The organism is Pseudomonas sp. WC2 (assembly GCF_050586545.1).
In the GTDB taxonomy this organism is placed as follows: domain Bacteria; phylum Pseudomonadota; class Gammaproteobacteria; order Pseudomonadales; family Pseudomonadaceae; genus Aquipseudomonas.
Genome location: NZ_JBOBDR010000005.1, coordinates 69,835 through 92,352 on the forward strand (window position 1 = coordinate 69,835; position 22,518 = coordinate 92,352).

Annotated in this window: 21 protein-coding genes; 20 read left to right on the forward strand and 1 reads right to left on the reverse strand. The window is 59.2% G+C overall.

The window, feature by feature from the left end; genetic code table 11:
• Window positions 1–2 precede the first annotated feature (2 nt).
• The 14 genes from ACQ4OE_RS07525 to ispD all read left to right on the forward strand — a co-directional run bounded on the left by ACQ4OE_RS07525 (window position 3) and on the right by ispD (window position 16,159).
• Complete coding sequence (locus ACQ4OE_RS07525) at window positions 3–506, forward strand: OmpH family outer membrane protein (RefSeq protein WP_122591360.1); 504 nt, start codon at window positions 3–5, stop codon at window positions 504–506.
• Between the two features lie 3 nt (window positions 507–509).
• Window positions 510–1,565 (forward strand): UDP-3-O-(3-hydroxymyristoyl)glucosamine N-acyltransferase, encoded by a 1,056-nt coding sequence (gene lpxD, locus ACQ4OE_RS07530; protein WP_430946250.1) that lies wholly within the window; start codon window positions 510–512, stop codon window positions 1,563–1,565.
• Window positions 1,566–1,671: 106 nt separating this feature from the next.
• Window positions 1,672–2,112 carry a 3-hydroxyacyl-ACP dehydratase FabZ gene (gene fabZ / locus ACQ4OE_RS07535; RefSeq protein ID WP_003222142.1) on the forward strand — a complete coding sequence of 147 codons (441 nt, stop codon included), beginning with the start codon at window positions 1,672–1,674 and terminating at the stop codon, window positions 2,110–2,112.
• A complete protein-coding gene (lpxA, locus tag ACQ4OE_RS07540; protein ID WP_430946251.1) occupies window positions 2,109–2,885 on the forward strand; it encodes an acyl-ACP--UDP-N-acetylglucosamine O-acyltransferase in 777 nt (258 codons plus the stop codon). The genes fabZ and lpxA overlap by 4 nt, the downstream gene beginning before the upstream one ends.
• A 2-nt stretch (window positions 2,886–2,887) precedes the next feature.
• Entirely contained in the window at window positions 2,888–4,018 is a 1,131-nt protein-coding gene (gene lpxB / locus ACQ4OE_RS07545) for a lipid-A-disaccharide synthase (RefSeq protein ID WP_122591366.1), read from the forward strand.
• Window positions 4,019–4,029: 11 nt separating this feature from the next.
• The gene (gene rnhB / locus ACQ4OE_RS07550) at window positions 4,030–4,656 is read left to right on the forward strand and encodes a ribonuclease HII (RefSeq protein WP_122591368.1); all 627 of its coding nucleotides are present in this window, start codon (window positions 4,030–4,032) and stop codon (window positions 4,654–4,656) included.
• Window positions 4,657–4,732: 76 nt separating this feature from the next.
• Window positions 4,733–8,254: a DNA polymerase III subunit alpha gene (dnaE, locus tag ACQ4OE_RS07555; protein WP_430946252.1), complete on the forward strand. Its 3,522-nt coding sequence runs from the start codon at window positions 4,733–4,735 to the stop codon at window positions 8,252–8,254.
• Window positions 8,255–8,393: 139 nt separating this feature from the next.
• Window positions 8,394–9,341, forward strand: coding sequence for an acetyl-CoA carboxylase carboxyltransferase subunit alpha (locus ACQ4OE_RS07560; RefSeq protein WP_122591371.1), 948 nt, complete (start codon window positions 8,394–8,396; stop codon window positions 9,339–9,341).
• A 131-nt stretch (window positions 9,342–9,472) separates the two neighbouring features.
• Window positions 9,473–10,801, forward strand: coding sequence for a tRNA lysidine(34) synthetase TilS (gene tilS / locus ACQ4OE_RS07565; RefSeq protein ID WP_430946253.1), 1,329 nt, complete (start codon window positions 9,473–9,475; stop codon window positions 10,799–10,801).
• 274 nt (window positions 10,802–11,075) lie between these two features.
• The gene (locus ACQ4OE_RS07570) at window positions 11,076–12,707 is read left to right on the forward strand and encodes a CTP synthase (protein WP_122591375.1); all 1,632 of its coding nucleotides are present in this window, start codon (window positions 11,076–11,078) and stop codon (window positions 12,705–12,707) included.
• Window positions 12,708–12,712: 5 nt separating this feature from the next.
• A complete protein-coding gene (gene kdsA, locus ACQ4OE_RS07575) occupies window positions 12,713–13,558 on the forward strand; it encodes a 3-deoxy-8-phosphooctulonate synthase (protein WP_016985082.1) in 846 nt (281 codons plus the stop codon).
• Window positions 13,559–13,715: 157 nt separating this feature from the next.
• Window positions 13,716–15,005 (forward strand): phosphopyruvate hydratase, encoded by a 1,290-nt coding sequence (eno, locus tag ACQ4OE_RS07580; protein ID WP_042557893.1) that lies wholly within the window; start codon window positions 13,716–13,718, stop codon window positions 15,003–15,005.
• A 171-nt stretch (window positions 15,006–15,176) separates the two neighbouring features.
• Window positions 15,177–15,455 carry a cell division protein FtsB gene (gene ftsB, locus ACQ4OE_RS07585; protein WP_007908838.1) on the forward strand — a complete coding sequence of 93 codons (279 nt, stop codon included), beginning with the start codon at window positions 15,177–15,179 and terminating at the stop codon, window positions 15,453–15,455.
• Window positions 15,452–16,159, forward strand: coding sequence for a 2-C-methyl-D-erythritol 4-phosphate cytidylyltransferase (ispD, locus tag ACQ4OE_RS07590; RefSeq protein WP_008081721.1), 708 nt, complete (start codon window positions 15,452–15,454; stop codon window positions 16,157–16,159). Before ftsB ends, ispD begins: the two co-directional genes overlap by 4 nt.
• A 143-nt stretch (window positions 16,160–16,302) precedes the next feature.
• Here ispD and ACQ4OE_RS07595 read toward each other — a convergent pair whose 3' ends face one another.
• On the reverse strand, window positions 16,303–17,199 hold the full coding sequence (locus ACQ4OE_RS07595) for a LysR substrate-binding domain-containing protein (RefSeq protein ID WP_122591378.1): 897 nt from the start codon (window positions 17,197–17,199) through the stop codon (window positions 16,303–16,305).
• A gap of 115 nt (window positions 17,200–17,314) precedes the next feature.
• Between ACQ4OE_RS07595 and ACQ4OE_RS07600 the strand changes: the two genes are divergently transcribed.
• The 6 genes from ACQ4OE_RS07600 to ACQ4OE_RS07625 all read left to right on the forward strand — a co-directional run bounded on the left by ACQ4OE_RS07600 (window position 17,315) and on the right by ACQ4OE_RS07625 (window position 22,356).
• Window positions 17,315–18,427 carry an S-(hydroxymethyl)glutathione dehydrogenase/class III alcohol dehydrogenase gene (locus ACQ4OE_RS07600; RefSeq protein WP_007908835.1) on the forward strand — a complete coding sequence of 371 codons (1,113 nt, stop codon included), beginning with the start codon at window positions 17,315–17,317 and terminating at the stop codon, window positions 18,425–18,427.
• Window positions 18,428–18,517: 90 nt separating this feature from the next.
• A complete protein-coding gene (gene fghA, locus ACQ4OE_RS07605) occupies window positions 18,518–19,369 on the forward strand; it encodes an S-formylglutathione hydrolase (RefSeq protein ID WP_430946385.1) in 852 nt (283 codons plus the stop codon).
• Between the two features lie 44 nt (window positions 19,370–19,413).
• Window positions 19,414–19,887, forward strand: a complete 474-nt coding sequence (gene ispF, locus ACQ4OE_RS07610) for a 2-C-methyl-D-erythritol 2,4-cyclodiphosphate synthase (protein WP_421139256.1) — start codon at window positions 19,414–19,416, stop codon at window positions 19,885–19,887.
• On the forward strand, window positions 19,884–20,942 hold the full coding sequence (truD, locus tag ACQ4OE_RS07615) for a tRNA pseudouridine(13) synthase TruD (RefSeq protein WP_430946254.1): 1,059 nt from the start codon (window positions 19,884–19,886) through the stop codon (window positions 20,940–20,942). The genes ispF and truD overlap by 4 nt, the downstream gene beginning before the upstream one ends.
• Entirely contained in the window at window positions 20,930–21,679 is a 750-nt protein-coding gene (gene surE, locus ACQ4OE_RS07620) for a 5'/3'-nucleotidase SurE (RefSeq protein ID WP_007908831.1), read from the forward strand. Before truD ends, surE begins: the two co-directional genes overlap by 13 nt.
• A gap of 41 nt (window positions 21,680–21,720) precedes the next feature.
• The gene (locus ACQ4OE_RS07625) at window positions 21,721–22,356 is read left to right on the forward strand and encodes a protein-L-isoaspartate(D-aspartate) O-methyltransferase (RefSeq protein WP_178113750.1); all 636 of its coding nucleotides are present in this window, start codon (window positions 21,721–21,723) and stop codon (window positions 22,354–22,356) included.
• Window positions 22,357–22,518: the final 162 nt, after the last annotated feature.

Genomic DNA, 22,518 nt, shown 5'->3' on the forward strand with positions numbered 1-22,518 from the left:
TCGTGCGTAAGTTGACTCAATTGGTTCTCCTGGCCTCCTTGATGGTGGCAGGCCCGGCATTTGCCGACATGAAAATCGCTGTTCTGAACTATCAGATGGCTTTGCTCGAATCCGACGCCGCGAAGAAGTACGCCGTGGATGCCGAGAAGAAATTCGGACCGCAGCTGAGCAAGCTGAAGACCCTGGAAAGCAGCGCCAAGGGCATTCAGGATCGTCTGATGGCCGGTGGCGACAAGATGCAGCAGGGCGAGCGTGAGCGTCTGGAGCTTGAATTCAAGCAAAAGGCCCGTGACTTCCAGTTCCAGTCCAAGGAGCTGAACGAAGCCAAAGCCGTTGCTGACCGCGAAATGCTCAAGCAACTGAAGCCGAAACTGGATAGCGCAGTGGAAGAAGTCATCAAGAAAGGTGGTTTTGACCTGGTGTTCGAGCGTGGCGCAGTGATTGATGTCAAACCTCAGTACGACATCACGCGCCAGGTTATCGAGCGCATGAATCAGCTGAAGTAACCCATGACCGCGACTATCAAACTCGGCCAGTTGGCCGAGTTCCTCGGCGCCACCCTGCGTGGCGACCCGGAGAAGCAAATTACTGGGCTGGCCACTTTGCAAGAGGCTGGCCCAGCTCAGTTGAGCTTTCTGGCAAATCCCCAATACCGCAAATTCCTCGTCGGCTCGCAGGCAGCAGCACTGCTGCTCAAAGAAGCCGATGCCGAGGGTTTTGCCGGTAATGTGTTGGTTGTGCCTGATCCTTATCTGGCGTACGCGCGTATCTCGCATTTGTTCGATCCGAAACCAAAAGCTGCGGCGGGTATCCACCCGTCGGCAGTGATTGCGGACGACGCTGTGGTTGATCCAACCGCCAGCATCGGCCCCTTCGTGGTGATCGAAACTGGCGTGCGAATCGGTGCGCACGTGACGCTGGGCGCGCATTGCGTTGTCGGCGCCCGCAGCGAAATCGGTGAAGGCGGCTGGCTCGCTCCACGCGTCACGCTGTATCACGATGTTCGCATCGGCAAGCGAGTGGTGATTCAGTCCGGTGCCGTGCTCGGTGGCGAAGGCTTCGGCTTTGCCAACGAAAAAGGCATCTGGCAGAAAATCGCCCAGATCGGTGGCGTAACCATCGGCGACGATGTGGAGATTGGCGTGAACACTGCCATCGACCGTGGTGCGTTGGCCGATACCGTGATTGGTAATGGTGTGAAACTCGACAACCAGATCCAGATTGCCCACAACGTCCAGGTTGGTGACCACACCGCCATGGCCGCGTGCGTAGGTATCTCCGGCAGCACGAAGATCGGCAAGCATTGCATGCTGGCCGGTGGCGTTGGTCTGGTCGGTCATATCGATATTTGCGACAACGTTTTCCTGACCGGGATGACCATGGTGACTCACTCGATTACCGAGCCGGGCGCCTATTCTTCCGGTACAGCCATGCAACCGGCTGCCGAATGGCGCAAAAGCGCGGCCCGCATTCGTCAGCTCGATGACATCGCGCGACGTTTGAAACAGCTGGAAAAGCGCGTCGGGGAAGTGACCCCTGACGGCAATGCTTCATCAGATGGCTGATACCATTTCCATATCAAGTGTGCACAGCCTCTAGACTGCCTCCTTGATTTGCTAGAGGAGTGCGCGTCAGTCGCGCTCCCAATCTTTACATAGGCTTCCCCCCGAAATGATGGACATCAACGAGATTCGCGAATACCTGCCTCACCGCTACCCGTTCCTGCTGGTGGACCGGGTGGTGGAACTGGACACTGAAGGCAAGCGCATTCGCGCCTACAAGAATGTCAGCATCAACGAACCGTTCTTCAATGGTCACTTCCCTGCGCATCCAATCATGCCGGGCGTGCTGATCATCGAAGCGATGGCTCAGGCTGCCGGGATCCTCGGTTTCAAAATGCTTGATGTGAAGCCTGCCGACGGCACGCTTTACTACTTCGTTGGTTCCGACAAGCTGCGCTTCCGTCAGCCAGTGCTGCCGGGCGATCAGTTGATCCTCGAAGCCAAGTTCATCAGCTGCAAGCGCCAGATCTGGAAATTCGAATGCCAGGCTTCGGTCGACGGCAAGCCAGTCTGCTCCGCTGAAATCATCTGTGCGGAACGCAAGCTATGAGTTTGATTGACCCTCGCGCAATCATCGATCCGTCGGCCGTTCTGGCTGACGGCGTCGAGGTCGGCCCGTGGTCGATCATCGGCGCAGGTGTGGAAATCGGCGAGGGTACCGTGATCGGGCCGCATGTAGTCCTCAAAGGCCCGACCCGTATCGGCAAGCACAATCGCATCTACCAGTTTTCCTCGGTAGGCGAAGACACGCCCGATCTGAAATACAAAGGTGAAGAAACCCGCCTGGTCATCGGTGACCATAACGTCATCCGTGAAGGCGTGACCATTCACCGTGGCACCGTGCAGGACCGTTCGGAAACCACGCTGGGCGATCACAACCTGATCATGGCTTACGCCCACATCGGTCACGACAGTGTCATTGGCAACAACTGCATTCTGGTCAACAACACCGCGTTGGCCGGTCATGTACACGTTGATGACTGGGCGATCCTTTCCGGTTTTACCTTGGTGCACCAGTATTGCCACATCGGCGCCCACAGCTTTTCCGGTATGGGCACCGCGATCGGCAAGGACGTTCCGGCGTTCGTGACCGTGTTCGGCAACCCGGCCGAAGCGCGCAGCATGAACTTCGAAGGCATGCGCCGTCGCGGTTTCAGCGAAGACGCCATTCACACACTGCGTCGCGCCTACAAAACCGTGTATCGCCAAGGGCTGACGGTCGAGCAGGCACTGGCTGAACTGGTTGAACCTGCCGCTCAGTTCCCGGAAGTTGCGCTATTCCGCGACTCCATCCAGTCGTCGACTCGCGGCATTACCCGCTGATCATGGCCAGTCTGCGTATTGCGCTGGTGGCGGGTGAAGCTTCCGGTGACATTCTTGGCGCCGGCCTCATGCGCGCCCTCAAGGCGCAGCATCCGGCGGTCGAGTTCATCGGCGTCGGTGGCCCGTTGATGCAAGCTGAAGGCCTGACGTCCTACTTTCCCATGGAGCGCTTGTCGGTCATGGGCCTGGTAGAAGTGCTAGGTCGTCTGCGCGAGCTGCTCAAGCGCCGCAAAGACCTGATCGCCACCCTGATCGCCGAGAAGCCGGACGTGTTCATCGGCATCGATGCTCCGGACTTCAACCTCAACATCGAACTCAAGCTGCGTCAGGCCGGAATCAAGACCGTGCATTACGTCAGCCCGTCGGTGTGGGCGTGGCGGCAGAAGCGCGTGCTGAAGATCCGCGAAGGTTGCGATCTGATGCTGACGCTGTTGCCATTCGAAGCCAGATTTTACGAAGAGAAAGGTGTGCCGGTACGGTTCGTCGGCCACACCCTGGCCGATACCATTCCACTGGAAGCTGATCGCGCCGCAGCACGCGCTGAGCTGGGCTTGCCCGACGGTCCGCTGGTGGCGTTGATGCCGGGCAGCCGTGGTGGTGAAGTGTCCCGACTGGGTGCGCTATTCCTCGATACCGCCGAGCGTTTGCGCGCCATGCGCCCGGGTCTGCGTTTCGTCATCCCGTGCGCCAACCCGGAGCGCCGCGCGCAACTCGAAGAGCTGCTTGCCGGTCGCGACCTGCCGGTGACCCTGCTTGACGGTAAGTCGCATCTGGCGCTGGCCGCGTGCAACGCCGTGCTGATCGCCTCCGGCACCGCCACCCTCGAAGCGCTGCTGTACAAGCGGCCGATGGTGGTGGCTTATCGCTTGGCGCCGCTGACGTTCTGGATCCTCAAGCGCATGGTCAAGAGCCCTTATGTGTCCTTGCCGAACCTGCTGGCCCAGCGCCTGCTGGTCCCGGAATTGTTGCAGGATGATGCGACGGTCGAAGCACTGGCGCAGACCCTGTCGCCGCTGATCGAAGGTGGCGAAGAACAGACTCGCGGTTTCGACGAGATCCATCGCACGCTGCGGCTGGATGCCTCCAATCAGGCGGCGGATGCCGTCCTCAACCTGATCGGTCAGAATCGATGAGCAAGACAAGCATGCAGATGGGCCTGGATTTCACCCTGGTCGCCGAAGTAGAAGAACTGGTGGCTGGCGTCGATGAAGTTGGTCGCGGCCCTTTGTGCGGTGCAGTGGTGACGGCGGCGGTAATCCTCGATCCGAACCGGCCGATCCTCGGTCTGAACGATTCGAAGAAGCTCACCGAAGCCAGGCGCGAAAAGCTCTACGACGAAATCATCGAGAAGTCCCTGAGCTGGTGCATCGCCCGCGCCGAGGTCGAAGAAATCGACGAGCTGAACATCCTTCACGCAACCATGCTGGCCATGCAGCGCGCAGTGGCCGGGCTGCACATTCAGCCGAAACTGGCGATGATCGACGGCAACCGCTGCCCGCACTTGCCAATGCGCGCCGAAGCCGTAGTGCAGGGTGACGGGAAGGTGCCAGCGATTGCTGCAGCGTCGATTCTGGCCAAGGTCAGCCGCGACCGCGAAATGGCTGCGTTTGAATTGATCTACCCGGGTTACGGCATCGGCGGCCATAAAGGCTACCCGACGCCCGTTCATCTGGAAGCGTTGGTGCGGCTTGGCCCGACGCCGATTCACCGGCGCTCTTTCGCCCCGGTGCGTCTGGCTTATGAAGCGTTGGAAGGCCTGACGCAGGTTTAGTCGCGAGGCTGATGTTTTGTTCGAGGCCCGGTACAATCCGGGCCTTGTTGTCTCTATGTAACTGGACAGGATCACTATGCCGGCTTCATTCGTTCATCTACGCCTGCACACTGAATACTCCCTGGTCGACGGGCTGGTGCGGATCAAGCCGCTGGTCAAGGCGCTGACCGCCATGAACATGCCGGCGGTCGCGGTCACCGACCAGAACAACATGTGTTCCCTGGTCAAATTCTATAAAAACACCATGGGCGCCGGCATCAAGCCGATCTGCGGCGCCGACCTGTGGCTGTCGAACAAAGACCCGGACGCACCGCTGAGCCGACTGAGCCTGTTGGTGATGAACGCCAAGGGCTATCGCAATCTCACCGAGTTGATCTCGCGCGGCTTCATCGAAGGCCAGCGCAACGGCATGATCATTGTCGAGCGCCAGTGGGTCGCTGAAGCCAACGAAGGCCTGATCATGCTGTCCGCCGCCAAAGAAGGCGAAATCGGCATGGCCATGATCGGCGGCAACCCGGCCGAAGCCGAAACCTTGGCGCGCGAATGGATGTCGGTATTCCCGGATCGTTTCTATCTGGAAATCCAGCGCACCAACCGTCCCAATGACGAAGAACAACTGCACGGCGCCGTCGCCCTCGCCGATAAACTGGGCGCGCCGCTGGTGGCGACCAACGATGTGCGCTTCATCAAGCAGGAAGACTTCGCCGCCCACGAAACCCGCGTATGCATCGGCGAGGGCCGCGCCCTCGACGATCCGCGCCGTTCGAAGAATTACAGCGATCAGCAATACCTGAAAAGCGCCGAGGAAATGCTCGAGCTGTTCAGCGACATTCCTGACGCGATTGAAAACACCGTCGAGATCGCCAAGCGCTGCAACATCGAAGTCAAACTCGGCACTCACTTCCTGCCTAACTTCCCGATCCCCGATGGCATGACCATCGACGAATATTTCCGCAAAGTCTCCTTCGACGGTCTCGAAGAGCGCCTGGCGGTCCTGCTGCCCAAGGACACCACCGAGGACTACGAAGCCAAGCGTCAGGTCTACGTCGACCGGCTGAATTTCGAGCTGGATATCATCATCCAGATGGGCTTCCCCGGTTACTTCCTGATCGTTATGGACTTTATCCAGTGGGCCAAGAGCAACGGCGTGCCGGTAGGTCCGGGCCGTGGATCGGGTGCCGGTTCGCTGGTCGCCTACGTGCAGAAGATCACCGACCTCGACCCGCTGGAATACGATCTGCTTTTCGAACGTTTCCTTAACCCGGAACGGGTATCGATGCCCGACTTCGACGTCGACTTCTGCATGGACGGTCGTGACCGCGTGATCGACTACGTGGCCGAGAAGTACGGTCGCAACGCGGTCAGCCAGATCATCACCTTCGGTTCCATGGCGGCAAAAGCTGTGGTGCGTGACGTGGCGCGGGTACAGGGCAAGTCCTACGGCCTGGCGGATCGTCTGTCGAAGATGATTCCGTTTGAAGTCGGCATGACCCTGGAAAAAGCCTACGAGCAGGAAGAGATCCTGCGTGACTTCATCAAGGTTGATGAAGAGGCGGCAGAAATCTGGGAGATGGCGCGCAAGCTCGAAGGCGTTGTGCGTAACGTCGGTAAACACGCCGGTGGTGTCGTTATCGCGCCGACCAAGCTGACTGACTTCTCGCCGATTTATTGCGACGAGGCCGGTGACGGTCTGGTAACCCAGTTCGACAAAGACGACGTTGAAGCGGCCGGTCTGGTGAAGTTCGACTTCCTCGGTCTGCGCACGCTGACGGTTATCGACTGGGCACTGAAGACCATCAACCGCGACCGGGCCAAGGTCGACGCTCCGCCGTTGGACATTGCGTTCATCCCGCTCGACGACAAACCGACTTACACGCTGTTGCAAAAAGCTGAAACCACTGCGGTGTTCCAGCTTGAATCCCGAGGCATGAAAGAGCTGATCAAAAAGCTCAAGCCCGACTGCCTGGAAGACCTGATCGCACTGGTGGCCCTGTTCCGTCCGGGCCCGCTGCAGTCCGGCATGGTGGACGACTTTATCAACCGTAAGCACGGTCGCGCCGAGCTGGCGTATCCGCACTCGGATTACCAATACGAAGGCCTCAAGCCGGTGTTGGCGCCGACTTACGGCATCATCCTGTATCAGGAACAGGTGATGCAGATTGCCCAGGTCATGGCCGGTTACACCCTCGGCGGTGCGGACATGCTCCGTCGCGCCATGGGTAAGAAAAAACCCGAAGAAATGGCCAAGCAGCGCGGCGGTTTCATTGAAGGTTGCAAGACCAACAATATTGACGCTGATCTCGCGGGCAACATTTTCGACCTGGTGGAAAAATTCGCCGGTTACGGTTTCAACAAGTCTCACTCTGCCGCTTATGGTCTGGTTTCCTATCAGACCGCCTGGCTGAAAACCCACTACCCGGCGCCGTTCATGGCTGCGGTACTGTCGGCGGATATGCACAACACCGACAAGGTCGTGACCTTGATCGAAGAAATTCGCACCATGAAGCTGCGTCTCGACGCGCCGGATGTGAATACTTCGGAGTTCAAGTTCACGGTGAACGATGAGGGCCGGATCATTTATGGCCTCGGCGCGATCAAAGGCGTAGGCGAGGGGCCGGTTGAGGCGATCACTGAGGCGCGTTTGGCGGGGCCATTCAAGGACCTGTTCGATTTCTGCGCCCGGGTCGACCTCAAGCGCATCAACAAACGCACGCTCGACGGCTTGATTCGCAGCGGCGCTCTGGATCGCCTTGGCCCGTACTTCCACGATGAGCAAAAAGCCTATCAAGCCAACATCGACCGCAACCGCGCGGTGCTGCTGACGGCCATGGAAGAGGCGATCAAGGCCGCCGAACAAACTGCACGCACTCAGGACAGCGGGCACTCGGACCTGTTCGGTGGACTGTTCGTCGAAGAAGACGCTGACGTTTACGCCAACCATCGCAAGGCCAAGGAGTTGACGCTCAAGGAGCGGCTCAAAGGGGAGAAAGACACCTTGGGCTTGTACCTGACCGGTCACCCGATTGATGAATACGAAGGTGAAATCCGTCGTTTCGCCCGCCAGCGCATCATTGATCTGAAACCGGCGCGTGATACCCAGACCGTCGCGGGCATGATCATTGCGCTGCGGGTCATGAAGAACAAGAAGGGCGACAAGATGGGGTTCATTACCCTGGATGACCGCTCTGGACGCATCGAGGCCTCGCTGTTTTCCGAGTCGTTCCATGCGGCGCAGTCGTTGTTGCAGACTGACGCGATGGTGGTCGTCGAAGGCGAGGTCAGCAATGACGACTTCTCCGGGGGCCTGAAGCTGCGGGTCAAGCGCGTGATGAGCATGGAGGATGCGCGCACCAACCTCGCCGAAAGTCTGCGCCTGAAGCTGCAGACCCAGGACCTGAAAGGCGATCAGCTACGCTGGTTGGGCGATCTGCTCAAGCGTCATCGCGGCGCGTGCCCGATCACCATGGAGTACACCAGCCCGGATGCGAAGACCTTGTTGCAGTTCGGCGAGACGTGGCGAATCGACCCGGCGGATGCCTTGATTCAGGCTCTGCGTGACCAGTTCGGGCGAGACAACGTCTTCCTCCAATACCGTTGACCGGCGAGTGCCATCATGGCGCTTGCCCGCAACCTGAATTTTTAATCTCGACCTCAGCGCGCCTCTCCCTTAAGGTAGGGCGCGAATAGACAACCGGCCGGCCCAAGCTCATTTGGGACACGACCCAAGACGGACGCCTATGAACCCGAATTTTCTAGATTTCGAACAGCCGATCGCCGACCTGCAAGCCAAGATCGAAGAGTTGCGCTTGGTCGGTAATGACAATTCGCTGAATATCGGCGATGAGATCTCCCGCCTGCAGGACAAGAGCAAAACGCTGACCGAAGACATCTTCGGCAAGCTGACCAGCTGGCAGATCGCACGCCTGGCGCGTCACCCGAAACGCCCGTACACCCTGGATTACATCGAGCACATCTTCACCGAGTTCGACGAACTGCACGGCGACCGTCACTTCTCTGACGACGCAGCAATCGTTGGCGGTATCGCCCGTCTGGAAGACCAGCCGGTGATGATCATCGGTCACCAGAAGGGCCGTGAAGTCCGCGAGAAGGTACGCCGCAACTTCGGCATGCCGCGCCCGGAAGGCTACCGCAAGGCTTGCCGTCTGATGGAAATGGCCGAGCGTTTCAAAATGCCGATCCTGACCTTCATCGACACCCCGGGTGCTTACCCAGGCATCGACGCTGAAGAGCGCAACCAGAGCGAAGCGATCGCCTGGAACCTGCGTGTGATGGCGCGTCTGAAGACCCCGATCATCGCCACTGTTATCGGTGAAGGTGGTTCCGGCGGTGCATTGGCTATTGGCGTCTGCGATCAACTGAACATGCTGCAATATTCGACCTACGCGGTGATCTCGCCGGAAGGTTGCGCTTCGATTCTGTGGAAAACCGCCGAAAAAGCGCCGGATGCAGCAGAAGCGATGGGCATCACCGCCGAGCGTCTGAAAGGCCTGGGCATCGTCGACAAGGTGATTGGCGAGCCTTTGGGCGGCGCTCACCGTGATCCGGCTGCCGCCGCTGCATCGATCCGTGCCGAGCTGAGCTCGCAACTGGCGATGCTGAAGAAGTTCGATAACGAAGCGTTGTTGAAGCGTCGTTATGATCGACTGATGAGCTACGGTCTCTAAGTCGAGCGCAATACCCATGTGGGAGCGAGCCTGCTCGCGAAAGCGGTATAACAGTCGACAAATGTGTTGAATGTTAAACCGTCTTCGCGAGCAGGCTCGCTCCCACATTTGTTTGGGGCAGAGAAAAAGATATGGGCCAGTCCATGATTGATTTGCCTTCCCGGCTTCTACTGAACCTTGAGCCATGGCGCAATGCTGCTCATTGGCGGATCGCGTTTTCTGGTGGTCTCGATTCCACCGTGCTGCTGCATCTTCTTGCCCATCTCGCAAAAACCGAACCTCTTCCTCCGTTAAGCGCAGTTCACATCCATCACGGCCTTCAGGCGGTGGCTGATGCCTGGCCGCAGCATTGCCAGTCGGTCTGCGATGGGCTGGGCGTGCCGCTGTTGATCGAGCGCGTGGCCGTTCGGCCGGGCGCGAGTCTGGAGCGGGCGGCGCGGGATGCGCGGTATGCGGTGTTCAGTTCGCTGACCCAGGCCAATGACGTCTTGCTGACGGGCCAGCATCGGGATGATCAAGCCGAAACCCTGCTGTTCCGGTTGTTGCGTGGCGCCGGTGCGCGCGGATTGTCCGGGATGCCGGCGCAGCGGCCAGTGGGGCAGGGCGCGCTGATTCGCCCAATGCTCGACGCCTCTCGAGCCGAGCTGGAAGCTTATGCGCAAGCCCATCAATTGCGCTGGATCGAAGACCCGTCGAATCAGGATCGGCAGTTCTCGCGCAATTATCTGCGCCATCAAGTCGTGCCGGTGCTGACCGAGCGCTGGCCGCAAGCACAGGTGAGTCTCGCCCGCAGCGCCGCGCATCTGCGTGAAGCCCAAGGTTTGCTAGATGAGCTGGCGCAGATTGATCTGGCACAGGCGAGCACATCTCATGATTTCCAATGGCTGGGATTGCCGTCGCTGGAACTGGCGCCGCTGACCGAGCTGTCTGCCGCGCGTCAACGCAACGCGATCAGTCATTGGCTCGAACCTTTCACGCGTCTGCCTGACACCGACCACTGGTCGGGTTGGACTGATCTCCGCGCAGCCAGTCAGGATGCCTCGCCCATCTGGCGTCTGGCCGATGGCGAGTTGCACCGCAGCGCCGGTCGGGTCTGGTGGCTTAGCGGTCGGTGGCTGCGCACGCCAGTGATCGGTTGCGAGTGGCAGACCCCATCTTCAGCGCTACGCTTGGCCGATAACGGTCGTGTCATGCTCAGCGGGCAGACGCCCGTCGGACCTTTGCAGATTCGCTACCGGCAGGGCGGCGAAGTCATGCATCTGGCCGATCGCGGTCACCGCGATCTCAAACGCTTGCTCAATGAGCGTGCGGTGCCGGGTTTCGTGCGTGGCAGATTGCCGCTGCTGTTTCGTGGCGAAGAATTGCTTGCGGTGGCGAACCTGGCGGGTCTTGATGGTCCCGAGCATGGCGCCTGGAAATTGCATTGGCAGCCAACGGACGAAGATCAAGGTTTGAGCTGAAAGGAGCATTCCGGTAGACTACGCTCCCTTCTTGATACAACTTCTGTGGATTCGCCTGAATTACAGGAGTTGCCGATTACCAAGCAGTCTTTGCTGGGCGATTCCAAAAAATGTGTAGCGAGCAACGTACCGGTGTTTCATCTGCCGGTCTGTCCCAACGCGGCGGTTTTTTTGAAAGGTGCACTGTGATTAATGCAGGTGATCGGGGGCTTCGGCCTTCCTTCGCTTTCCCCGGCGGCTCGTACCGCTTTAACGCAGACTTCTAGGGTTTTTCATGACGCGCTACATATTCGTCACGGGCGGTGTTGTTTCTTCATTGGGGAAAGGCATTGCATCGGCTTCATTGGCGGCCATCCTGGAGGCGCGGGGACTTAAGGTCACCATGCTGAAGCTGGATCCGTACATCAACGTCGATCCGGGCACGATGAGCCCGTTCCAGCACGGTGAAGTGTTCGTCACCCACGACGGCGCCGAGACCGACCTGGACCTGGGCCACTACGAGCGGTTCATCCGCACGACCATGACCCAGAACAACAACTTCACCACTGGCCGTGTCTACGAGCACGTGCTGCGCAAAGAGCGCCGTGGTGACTACCTGGGTGCAACCATCCAGGTGATCCCGCACATCACCGACGAAATCAAGCGCCGCATCATCAAGGGTGCCGGTGACGCTGACGTGGCAATGGTCGAAATCGGTGGCACCGTCGGTGACATCGAGTCGCAACCGTTCCTTGAGGCGATCCGCCAGCTGCGTTTCGAAGTCGGCGCCAAGCGCGCGATGCTGATGCACCTGACGCTGGTTCCGTACATCGCCACTGCCGGCGAGACCAAGACCAAGCCAACTCAGCACTCGGTAAAAGAATTGCGTTCGATCGGCCTACAGCCAGACGTGCTGGTATGCCGTTCCGATCACCCGATCGACATTTCGTCGCGTCGCAAGATCGCTCAGTTCACCAACGTTGAAGAACGTGCGGTCATCGCACTGGAAGACGCCGACACCATCTACAAGATCCCGGGCATCCTGCACTCGCAGGGTCTGGATGATTTCGTCGTTGAGCGTTTCGGTCTGCAGTGCGGCAGCGCCGATCTGTCCGAGTGGGAAGCAGTGGTTGACGCCAAGCTGAACCCGGAACATGAAGTGACCATCGCCATGGTCGGCAAGTACATGGAACTGCTGGACGCCTACAAGTCGCTGATCGAAGCGATGAGTCACGCCGGCATCAGCAACCGCACCAAGGTCAACCTGCGTTACATCGATTCCGAAGACATCGAAAATCAGGGCACTGCGCTGCTCGAAGGTGTCGACGCGATCCTCGTACCGGGCGGCTTCGGTCTGCGTGGCGTGGAAGGCAAGATCACTGCCGTTCAATACGCTCGCGAAAACAAGGTTCCGTACCTGGGTATCTGCCTGGGCATGCAAGTGGCGGTCATCGAGTTCGCTCGTAACGTCATGGGCTGGAAAGACGCCAACTCCACCGAGTTCGACCGCGCCAGCGGCCACCCGGTTGTCGGTCTGATCACCGAGTGGGAAGACGCGACCGGTGCCGTTGAAGTGCGTACCGAAACCTCCGATCTGGGCGGCACCATGCGCCTCGGCGCTCAGGACTGCCTGCTCGAAGCCGGCTCCAAAGTGCACGACTGCTACGGTAAGGACGTAATCGTTGAGCGTCACCGTCACCGTTACGAAGTGAACAACAACCTGCTGCCACAGCTGATCGAAGCTGGCCTGAAAATTTCCGGTCGCTCCGCAGACGCGGCACTGGTTGAAGTGGTTGAAGCACCGGATCATCCATGGTTCGTGGCTTGCCAGTTCCACCCTGAGTTCACCTCGACCCCACGCGATGGCCATCCGCTGTTCAGCGGCTTCGTCAAAGCAGCGTTGGCTCAACACCAGAAGAAGGCGTAACCCCGATGGCACAGAAGATCATCCGCGTCGGCGACATCGAAATTGCCAACGACAAACCCATGGTGCTGTTCGGCGGCATGAACGTGCTGGAAAGCCGTGACATGGCCATGCAGGTTTGCGAGGAATATGTGAAGGTCACCGAAAAACTCGGTATCCCTTACGTGTTCAAGGCCAGTTTCGACAAGGCCAACCGTTCTTCTGTGACCTCTTATCGTGGTCCTGGTCTGGAAGAGGGCATGCGCATCTTCCAGGACATCAAACAGGCCTTCGGCGTGCCGATCATCACCGACGTCCACGAGCCGGATCAGGCCGCGGTCGTCGCTGAGGTCTGCGACATCATTCAGCTGCCGGCCTTCCTGTCGCGCCAGACCGATCTGGTCGTCGCGATGGCCAAGACCAATGCAGTGATCAACATCAAGAAAGCCCAGTTCCTCGCACCTCAGGAAATGAAACACATCCTGAACAAGTGCGTGGAAGCGGGTAACGACCAACTGATCCTCTGCGAGCGTGGTTCGAGCTTCGGCTATAACAACCTCGTGGTCGACATGCTCGGCTTCGGCATCATGAAGCAGTTCGAGTACCCGGTTTTCTTCGACGTGACCCATGCGCTGCAAATGCCTGGCGGTCGTGCCGATTCCGCCGGCGGTCGCCGCGCACAGGTTCTGGATCTGGCCAAGGCAGGCATGAGCCAGTCGCTGGCGGGTCTGTTCCTCGAAGCCCACCCGGATCCGGACAATGCCAAATGCGACGGCCCTTGCGCCTTGCGTCTGGACAAACTGGAGCCTTTCCTGGCCCAGCTCAAAGCTCTGGACGAACTGGTGAAGAGTTTTCCGACGGTAGAAACCGCGTAACACTCAATTCTCCGGTAAAGTACCGCACGATTTGTCGCTCATGCCCTCGGGCAGGAGCGTTATCGTCTGCAAGTCTGCCCGCTGCACACCCCTTGCCGACGGTAAAAAGATTTCCTCTAGCTGCGTCGTTTTCGTCAACTTTGGAGTGTTTACAACAATGGCAAAAATCGTCGACATCAAAGGTCGTGAAGTTCTCGACTCCCGTGGCAATCCCACCGTGGAAGCGGACGTGCTTCTCGACAACGGCATCATCGGCAGCGCTTGCGCGCCGTCCGGTGCATCCACTGGCTCGCGTGAAGCGCTCGAGCTGCGTGATGGCGACAAGAGCCGTTACCTGGGCAAGGGCGTGCTCAAAGCGGTAGCCAACATCAACGGTCCGATTCGCGATCTGCTGCTGGGCACCGACCCAAGCGACCAGAAAGCCCTGGATCACGCGATGATCAAGCTCGACGGTACTGAAAACAAAGCGACCCTGGGCGCCAACGCCATCCTCGCCGTCTCCCTGGCTGCGGCCAAGGCTGCTGCACAGGATCAGGATCTGCCGCTGTACGCACACATTGCGAACCTCAACGGCACCCCGGGTGTTTACTCGATGCCGGTGCCGATGATGAACATCATCAACGGTGGCGAGCACGCCGATAACAACGTCGACATCCAGGAATTCATGGTTCAGCCAGTTGGCGCCAAGTCTTTCTCGGAAGGTCTGCGCATGGGCACCGAGATTTTCCATCACTTGAAAGCCGTGTTGAAGGCCCGTGGCCTGAGCACCGCTGTTGGCGACGAAGGTGGTTTCGCACCGAACCTGGCCTCCAACGAAGACGCGCTGAAAGTGATTTCCGAAGCTGTTGCCAACGCCGGTTACAAGCTGGGCACTGACGTGACCCTGGCGCTGGACTGCGCGGCGAGCGAATTCTACGAAGACGGCAAGTACAACCTGTCCGGCGAAGGCCAGGTGTTCACCGCTGAAGGCTTCGCTGACTACCTCAAAGGCCTGACCGAGCGTTATCCGATCATCTCGATCGAAGACGGTCTGGACGAGTCCGATTGGGCTGGCTGGAAGATCCTCACCGACAAGATCGGCGAGAAGGTTCAATTGGTAGGCGACGACCTGTTCGTGACCAACACCAAGATCCTGAAAGAAGGCATCGATAAAAAGATCGCCAACTCGATCCTGATCAAGTTCAACCAGATCGGCACCCTGACCGAAACCCTGGAAGCCATTCAGATGGCCAAGGCTGCCGGTTACACCGCAGTGATCTCGCACCGTTCCGGCGAAACCGAAGATTCGACCATTGCCGACCTGGCCGTGGGCACCTCGGCTGGCCAGATCAAGACCGGTTCGCTGTGCCGTTCAGACCGTGTTTCCAAGTACAACCAACTGCTGCGTATCGAAGAGCAGTTGAATGGCAAGGCCAAGTACAACGGTCGCTCTGAGTTCCGCGGCTAAGTACCAACTGATAAAAGGACACCGGATTGTGTCGAAAAAGTCGTGACAGCGATGGATTTGCCACTAATCTGATGCCTTAACAGCACAAGCCTGGATCTTTCCAGGCTTCGTGCTATCAGATGCTTCAAGTTTTCGCGTGGCTGTCTTTTTTCACTGGATACCTGATATTCGATGCGCAGTCCTTACTGGTTGTTTCTCGTTTTGCTCTTGCTGCTGGCCGGTCTGCAGTACCGCCTGTGGGTGGGCAATGGCAGTCTGGCGCAGGTCGCCGAGCTGAATCAGCAGATTGCTGATCAACATGCCGAGAACGAGGGTTTGCTGGAGCGCAACCGAGTGATGGACGCTGAAGTCAGCGAGTTGAAGAAAGGCATGGAGACCGTTGAAGAGCGGGCTCGTCACGAGCTGGGCATGGTCAAGGACGGCGAAACCCTTTACCAGTTGGCCCAATGATCAATTCCCTTCCGGCCTTCTGGGCCGTGATTCCTGCCGCGGGCGTCGGTGCCCGAATGGCCGCGGACCGTCCCAAGCAATATTTGCAACTGGGCGGGCGCACAATTCTCGAACACAGCCTCGGCTGTTTCCTCGATCACCCGAGCCTAAAAGGGCTGGTGGTCAGTCTTGCTGTTGATGATCCTTATTGGCCGAACCTGGCGTGCGCGGGCGACTCGCGTATTCAGCGGGTTGAAGGTGGGGCCGAGCGTTCCGGCTCGGTGCTCAATGCCTTGCTGCACCTGCATGCGCAGGGTGCCGATGACGAAGATTGGGTGCTGGTGCACGATGCGGCACGGCCGAATCTGAGTCGCGAAGATCTCGACAAATTGCTTGATGAACTGGCGGATGACCCGGTCGGCGGGCTGCTCGCAGTGCCTGCACGCGACACGTTGAAACGCGTCGACAAGCACGGTCGGGTGGTCGAAACCGTCGATCGAAGTGTGATCTGGCAGGCGTATACACCGCAGATGTTTCGCCTCGGTGCGTTGCATCGGGCGTTGGCGGACAGTCTGGTGGCGGATGCTGTGATTACCGATGAGGCATCGGCGATGGAGTGGGCGGGGCTGAAGCCGCGACTAATCGAAGGTCGCGCGGATAACCTCAAGGTGACCCGGCCGGAAGATCTGGAGTGGTTGCGTCAGCGTTGGGCTAACCGCCGCTGATTGCTGGGGGCGCTGTTCAGATTGCCTTCGCGAGCAGGCTCGCTCCCACCTTTGATCTGCTGTGAACACGGATCGAATGTCCACTGAAAATCCCCGGGGGGCTAGCTGTGCTAGCGATAGCGGATTCGCAGTCGACGCAGAACTCAAGTCCGATACTCCGGCCGCTCAGCCAATCCTTCCTTCAGAAAATCCACCAACTTGCGCACCTTCGGCGACAGATGCCGCTGCTGCGGGTACAGCGCCCAGACCGCCGTATTCGGTGGTTGATGCGCTTCCAGCAACGAAATCAGCGCGCCGCTGTGCAAATGCTCCAGCACATAATAGTCCGGCAACTGACACAACCCCACCCCTTGCAGCGCCGCATCGAGCACCGCTTGCCCGCTGTTACAACGCCAGTTTCCCTGCACTCGCTGGGAAAATTCCCGCCCATTCTGCTCAAGCTGCCAGATGTCCGAGCTGCCGATCAGGCAATTGTGCCGGCTCAGTTCCGACAAACTGTGTGGGCGACCGTACCGCTCAACGTAGGAAGGTGATGCGCACAAAAACATGCGCCGCGGCGCCAGCCGTGCGGCGACCAACCGCGAGTCCTGCAAGCGACCCAGGCGAATCGCCAGATCCAGCCCTTCATGCACCAGATCCAATTGGCGATTGCTCAGCTCGATATCGATGCGCAGCTGCGGATACAGCCCCATAAACCGTGTCACAAGCGGCACGATAAAGCGTTCGCCGTAGGCGACAGCGCAGGTCATGCGCAGCATGCCTTTCGGTTCGCTGGTCAGGTCGCCAACCGCGCGCAGTGCTTCCTCGCGACCGTCCTGGAGGCGTTGGCAATGCTGCAAAAAAGTCTGACCGGCCTCGGTCAGCGTCACCCGACGGGTACTGCGATACAGCAGGCGCGTCTGCAAGCGCTCTTCCAGCCGTACGATTTGTCGACTGACGTGTGAGGAAGAAACCCCAAGGCGTTCAGCAGCGGCGGTGAACTGGCTGCATTCGGCAACGGCGACGAACTCGTCGATGCCTTCCCAGCGGTTTTCGGACATCAGGATTATCCCTGTAGGGCAATAATGTTTTGCTTTCGCTCGGATTATTCATCGTAACGCCATGTATTACACTCCTTGTCTGCTTTTTTATTAATGGATTCACTGGAGAGTCAGCATGATCAAGTCGCGCGCCGCCGTTGCCTTCGAGGCGAAGAAACCGCTGGAAATCGTAGAAGTCGATGTCGCCATGCCCAAGGCCGGTGAAGTCCTGCTGCGCGTGGTCGCTTCCGGTGTCTGCCACACCGACGCCTACACCCTGTCCGGTGCAGACCCGGAAGGTATCTTCCCGTCGATCCTCGGTCACGAAGGTGGCGCCATCGTTGAAGCGATTGGCGAGGGCGTAACCTCGGTTGCCGTGGGCGATCACGTCATTCCGCTGTACACCCCGGAATGCGGCCAGTGCAAATTCTGTAAGTCGGGCAAGACCAACCTGTGTCAGGCGATACGCGCGACTCAGGGCAAAGGCCTGATGCCAGACGGCACTTCGCGCTTTTCCTACAAGGGCGAAACGATTTTCCACTACATGGGCACGTCGACATTCTCGGAATACACGGTGCTGCCGGAAATTTCCGTGGCCAAAATTTCCAAAGACGCGCCGCTGGAAAAGGTTTGCCTGCTCGGTTGCGGTGTCACCACCGGTATCGGCGCAGTGCTCAACACCGCCAAGGTAAAACCCGGTGACACCGTGGCCATCTTCGGTCTGGGCGGCATCGGTCTGTCTGCGGTGATCGGCGCGGTTAAAGCCAAGGCTGCGCGCATCATCGCCATCGACATCAACCCGGCGAAATTCGAGATCGCCAAGCAACTTGGTGCAACTGATTGCGTGAACCCGAAAGATTTCGATCGTCCGATTCAGGAAGTGATCGTCGACATGACCGATGGCGGCGTTGACTTCTCCTTCGAATGCATCGGCAATGTGCAACTGATGCGCGCAGCCCTTGAGTGCTGCCACAAAGGTTGGGGTGAATCGGTGATCATCGGTGTTGCCGGTGCTGGCCAGGAAATCGCTACCCGTCCGTTCCAGTTGGTGACCGGTCGCGTCTGGCGCGGTTCGGCGTTCGGCGGTGTTCGTGGCCGTACCGAGTTGCCGAGCTACGTCGACATGGCTCAGAGCGGTGAAATCCCGCTGGATACTTTCATCACCCATACCATGGGCCTGGAAGACATCAACAAAGCGTTCGACCTGATGCACGAAGGCAAGAGCATCCGTACCGTCATTCATTTCTAAAAGCAGCCCCAAGTTACAAGCTTCAAGCTGCAAGCAAAGGCGCTTTTGCCTTTTCTTGTAGCTCGAAGCTTGCCACTTGCAGCTGGGAGAATCCCCATGAGTCTGGAAAACATCTCCTGTCAGAAAAGTTTTGGCGGGTGGCACAAGCGTTATCGCCATCGCTCAGACGTGCTTGGTTGCGACATGGTGTTCGCCGTGTACCTGCCGCCGCAAGCGGAGCAGGGCGGCAAACTGCCGGTGCTGTACTGGCTGTCCGGCCTGACCTGCACCGATGAGAACTTCATGCAGAAGGCCGGCGCGATGCGCATGGCGGCCGAACTGGGTTTGATCATCGTTGCGCCGGACACCAGTCCGCGCGGCCCCGATGTGCCGGGCGATCCGGATGGCGCGTGGGATTTCGGCCTTGGTGCCGGGTTCTATCTGAATGCCACGCAGGAACCGTGGTCGCGGCACTATCGGATGCATGACTACGTCGTGCAGGAATTGCCTTCACTGGTTGAAGCGCATTTCCCCGCCTCGGACAAACGCAGCATCAGCGGCCACTCCATGGGCGGCCACGGTGCGTTGGTCTGCGCATTGCGCAATCCGGGGCGTTACCAATCGGTGTCGGCGTTTTCGCCGATCAACAATCCGATGGATTGCCCGTGGGGCCAAAAGGCGTTCTCCCGCTATCTGGGCGAAGACCGTTCGAAATGGAAGGAGTGGGATGCCTGCGCGCTGATCGCCGAAGCGGATGAAAAACTGCCGCTGCTGGTCGATCAAGGTGACCGCGACGATTTCCTCGCCACCCAACTCAAACCCGAAGCCCTGCAACAAGCGGCAAAACAAGCGGGCCATCCGCTGACGTTGCGTCTGCAACCGGGCTACGACCACAGCTATTTCTTCATCGCGAGCTTCATTGACGACCACTTGCAACATCATGCACGCGCCCTCAAGGGCTAATGCGGGTAGAATCACGCCCTGACAAAAATCGGGGCGTTTTTTTTATGCGTATTGGCCACGGCTATGATGTGCATCGTTTCGCTGAAGGCGATTTCATTACTCTGGGCGGCGTGCGCATTGCACACAGCTTCGGGCTGCTCGCTCATTCCGACGGTGACGTCCTGCTGCACGCCTTGAGCGATGCCTTGCTCGGTGCTGCGGCGCTGGGTGATATCGGCAAACACTTCCCGGACACCGACCCACAATTCAAGGGCGCCGACAGCCGTGCGCTGCTGCGGCATGTGGTCGCGCTGATCCACGCCAAAGGCTGGAAAGTCGGCAACGTCGATAACACCATCGTTGCCCAAGCGCCGAAAATGGCCCCGCATATCGAATCGATGCGCGCGCTGATCGCCGCGGATCTTCAAGTTGAGTTGGATCAAGTGAACGTGAAAGCTACCACCACCGAAAAACTCGGCTTTGTCGGTCGCGAAGAAGGCATCGCCGTGCACGCCGTTGCGTTGTTGCTGCGCGCATGAACGAACTGCAATTGCTCGGCCCGCGCGCCTATGGCGAACCCCTCGGCACCGCGGTACTGAAAGCCATCGCGGAAGATTTTCAGGTCGATGAAGTGCTCGATATCCCGTTCAGCGGCGATGGCGAACATCTGTGGATCTGGGTCGAAAAGCGTGGCCTGAACACTGAAGAAGCCGCGCGGCGTATCGCCAAGGCTGCCGGCGTGCCACTGCGTACGGTCAGCTATGCCGGTCTCAAGGATCGGCAGGCGCTGACCCGTCAGTGGTTCAGCGTGCAATTGCCGGGCAAGGCTGATCCGGATCTGTCGGCGGCGGAAAATGACACGCTGAAGATCCTCAAGACCACGCGCCACAAACGCAAGCTGCAACGCGGTGCGCATTCGGCCAACGGTTTCACCCTGCGCTTGACTCAGTTCGATGGCGACAAAGACGCGCTTGAACAACGTCTGCAACTGATCGCTAAACAAGGTATTCCCAATTATTTCGGCGCTCAGCGTTTCGGTCATGATGGCGGAAACGTTGTCGATGCGCGTTCGTGGGCCGCACGCAAGGCGTTGCCGGAACAGCGCAATGTGCGTTCGCGCTTGCTGTCGACCGCGCGCAGCTTTCTGTTCAACAAGGTGTTGGCAGCGCGTGTCGCGGATGGCACCTGGCAGCAAGCCCGAGTCGGCGATCTGCTTGCGTTCACCGACAGTCGCAGTTTTTTCCCGGCCGGTGAGGCTGAATGCAGCGACCCGCGCCTGGCGATTCTCGACCTGCACCCGACCGGCCCGCAGTGGGGCGAAGGTGACTCGCCGACCGCAGGCGCTGTCCATGAACTGGAGCAGGGGATTGCCGCCGGTGAAGCGGAGCTGCGCGATTGGTTGATTCACGCCGGCATGAGCCACGAACGTCGCATCCTGCGGCTGCCCATTGGCGGGTTGACGTGGCATTATCCCCAGCCTGACATTCTGCAACTGGAATTCGTCCTCCCGGCCGGATGCTTCGCCACCGTATTGGTGCGCGAACTCGTTGATCTGGTGCCGGTGGGGCAGACGGACAGCCCATGCGTATTCTGATTTCTAACGACGATGGGGTAACCGCACCCGGTCTCGCCGCGCTTTATGCTGCGCTGGCGGATTACACCGAGTGCGTGGTTATCGCCCCGGAGCAGGACAAGAGCGGCGCCAGCAGTTCGCTGACGCTCGACCGTCCGCTGCACCCGCAATACCTGGCCAACGGCTTTATCAGTCTCAATGGCACACCCACCGACTGTGTGCATTTGGGCCTCAACGGCTTGCTGGAGCGCGAGGCGGACATGGTGGTTTCCGGGATCAATCTCGGTGCCAATCTGGGGGATGACGTGTTGTATTCCGGCACCGTCGCGGCAGCGCTTGAAGGGCGTTTCCTCGAGCGTCCGTCGTTTGCCTTCTCACTCGTCTCGCGGCAGGTGGATAATTTGCCGACAGCGGCTTACTTTGCACGCAAACTGGTTGAAGCCCATGCCGGGCTCGATCTGCCGCCGCGCACGGTGCTCAACGTGAACATTCCCAATCTGCCGATCGACCATATTCGCGGTATTCAACTGACTCGCCTTGGCCACCGTGCCCGGGCGGCGGCGCCGATGAAAGTGGTCGATCCGCGGGGCAAGGCCGGCTACTGGATTGCCGCTGCCGGCGACGCTGAAGATGGCGGCCCGGGCACTGACTTTCATGCGGTGATGCAGGGTTACGTCTCCATCACGCCGTTGCAGCTTGATCGCACCTTCAACGATGCGTTCAGAAGTCTCGATGGCTGGCTGGAGGGATTGCGCTGATGGCTCGCGAACACGAAGACAGACTGCGCAGCGGGATCGGCATGACTTCCCAGCGTACCCGCGAGCGGCTGATCCAGCGCTTGTATGAAGAAGGCGTGTGCAACGCCAAGGTGCTGGAAGTCATCCGCCGCACGCCGCGCCACCTGTTCGTCGACGAAGCGCTGGCGCATCGCGCTTACGAAGACACGGCGCTGCCGATCGGCAACAACCAGACCATTTCCCAGCCTTATATGGTGGCGCGCATGAGCGAGCTGCTGCTGGAGGCGGGGCCCCTGGATAAAGTGCTGGAGATCGGCACTGGTTCCGGTTACCAGACCGCGGTGTTATCGCAACTCGTCGAGCGCGTGTTCTCGGTCGAGCGCATCAAGGTGCTGCAGGACCGGGCCAAGGAACGTCTGGTCGAACTGAACCTGCGCAACGTGGTGTTTCGCTGGGGCGATGGTTGGGAAGGCTGGCCGGCGCTGGCGCCGTACAACGGCATCATCGTCACGGCGGTGGCCACCGATGTGCCTCAAGCGTTGCTCGATCAACTGGCGCCCGGTGGGCGCATGGTGATTCCGGTCGGCTCGGGTGAAGTGCAGCAACTGCTGCTGATCGTCCGAGAAGAAAACGGTTTCTCGCGGCATGTTTTAGGTGCCGTTCGCTTCGTGCCTTTGCTCAATGGGCCACTGGCCTGAGCATTTGTTTACAGGCGCTGAATTCCTTTCGCTCGCTCAGGTCTTACTTCGGCAGCGATGGTTTAAACGCGCAGATTGTCAGCTTGCAAACGTGTGCGCGAAGCGATTTCGCTTCATTAAGGGTAAAGCCGATCCGGCCCGTTATACTTGCGACACGTCATG

Coding starts and splice junctions, on each gene's coding strand:
- lpxD (WP_430946250.1), top strand. CDS start 510: ATGACCGCGACTATCAAACTCGGCCAGTTGGCCGAGTTCCTCGGCGCC.
- fabZ (WP_003222142.1), top strand. CDS start 1,672: ATGATGGACATCAACGAGATTCGCGAATACCTGCCTCACCGCTACCCG.
- lpxA (WP_430946251.1), top strand. CDS start 2,109: ATGAGTTTGATTGACCCTCGCGCAATCATCGATCCGTCGGCCGTTCTG.
- lpxB (WP_122591366.1), top strand. CDS start 2,888: ATGGCCAGTCTGCGTATTGCGCTGGTGGCGGGTGAAGCTTCCGGTGAC.
- rnhB (WP_122591368.1), top strand. CDS start 4,030: ATGCAGATGGGCCTGGATTTCACCCTGGTCGCCGAAGTAGAAGAACTG.
- dnaE (WP_430946252.1), top strand. CDS start 4,733: ATGCCGGCTTCATTCGTTCATCTACGCCTGCACACTGAATACTCCCTG.
- ACQ4OE_RS07560 (WP_122591371.1), top strand. CDS start 8,394: ATGAACCCGAATTTTCTAGATTTCGAACAGCCGATCGCCGACCTGCAA.
- tilS (WP_430946253.1), top strand. CDS start 9,473: ATGGGCCAGTCCATGATTGATTTGCCTTCCCGGCTTCTACTGAACCTT.
- ACQ4OE_RS07570 (WP_122591375.1), top strand. CDS start 11,076: ATGACGCGCTACATATTCGTCACGGGCGGTGTTGTTTCTTCATTGGGG.
- kdsA (WP_016985082.1), top strand. CDS start 12,713: ATGGCACAGAAGATCATCCGCGTCGGCGACATCGAAATTGCCAACGAC.
- eno (WP_042557893.1), top strand. CDS start 13,716: ATGGCAAAAATCGTCGACATCAAAGGTCGTGAAGTTCTCGACTCCCGT.
- ftsB (WP_007908838.1), top strand. CDS start 15,177: ATGCGCAGTCCTTACTGGTTGTTTCTCGTTTTGCTCTTGCTGCTGGCC.
- ispD (WP_008081721.1), top strand. CDS start 15,452: ATGATCAATTCCCTTCCGGCCTTCTGGGCCGTGATTCCTGCCGCGGGC.
- ACQ4OE_RS07595 (WP_122591378.1), bottom strand. CDS start 17,199: ATGTCCGAAAACCGCTGGGAAGGCATCGACGAGTTCGTCGCCGTTGCC.
- ACQ4OE_RS07600 (WP_007908835.1), top strand. CDS start 17,315: ATGATCAAGTCGCGCGCCGCCGTTGCCTTCGAGGCGAAGAAACCGCTG.
- ispF (WP_421139256.1), top strand. CDS start 19,414: ATGCGTATTGGCCACGGCTATGATGTGCATCGTTTCGCTGAAGGCGAT.
- truD (WP_430946254.1), top strand. CDS start 19,884: ATGAACGAACTGCAATTGCTCGGCCCGCGCGCCTATGGCGAACCCCTC.
- surE (WP_007908831.1), top strand. CDS start 20,930: ATGCGTATTCTGATTTCTAACGACGATGGGGTAACCGCACCCGGTCTC.
- ACQ4OE_RS07625 (WP_178113750.1), top strand. CDS start 21,721: ATGACTTCCCAGCGTACCCGCGAGCGGCTGATCCAGCGCTTGTATGAA.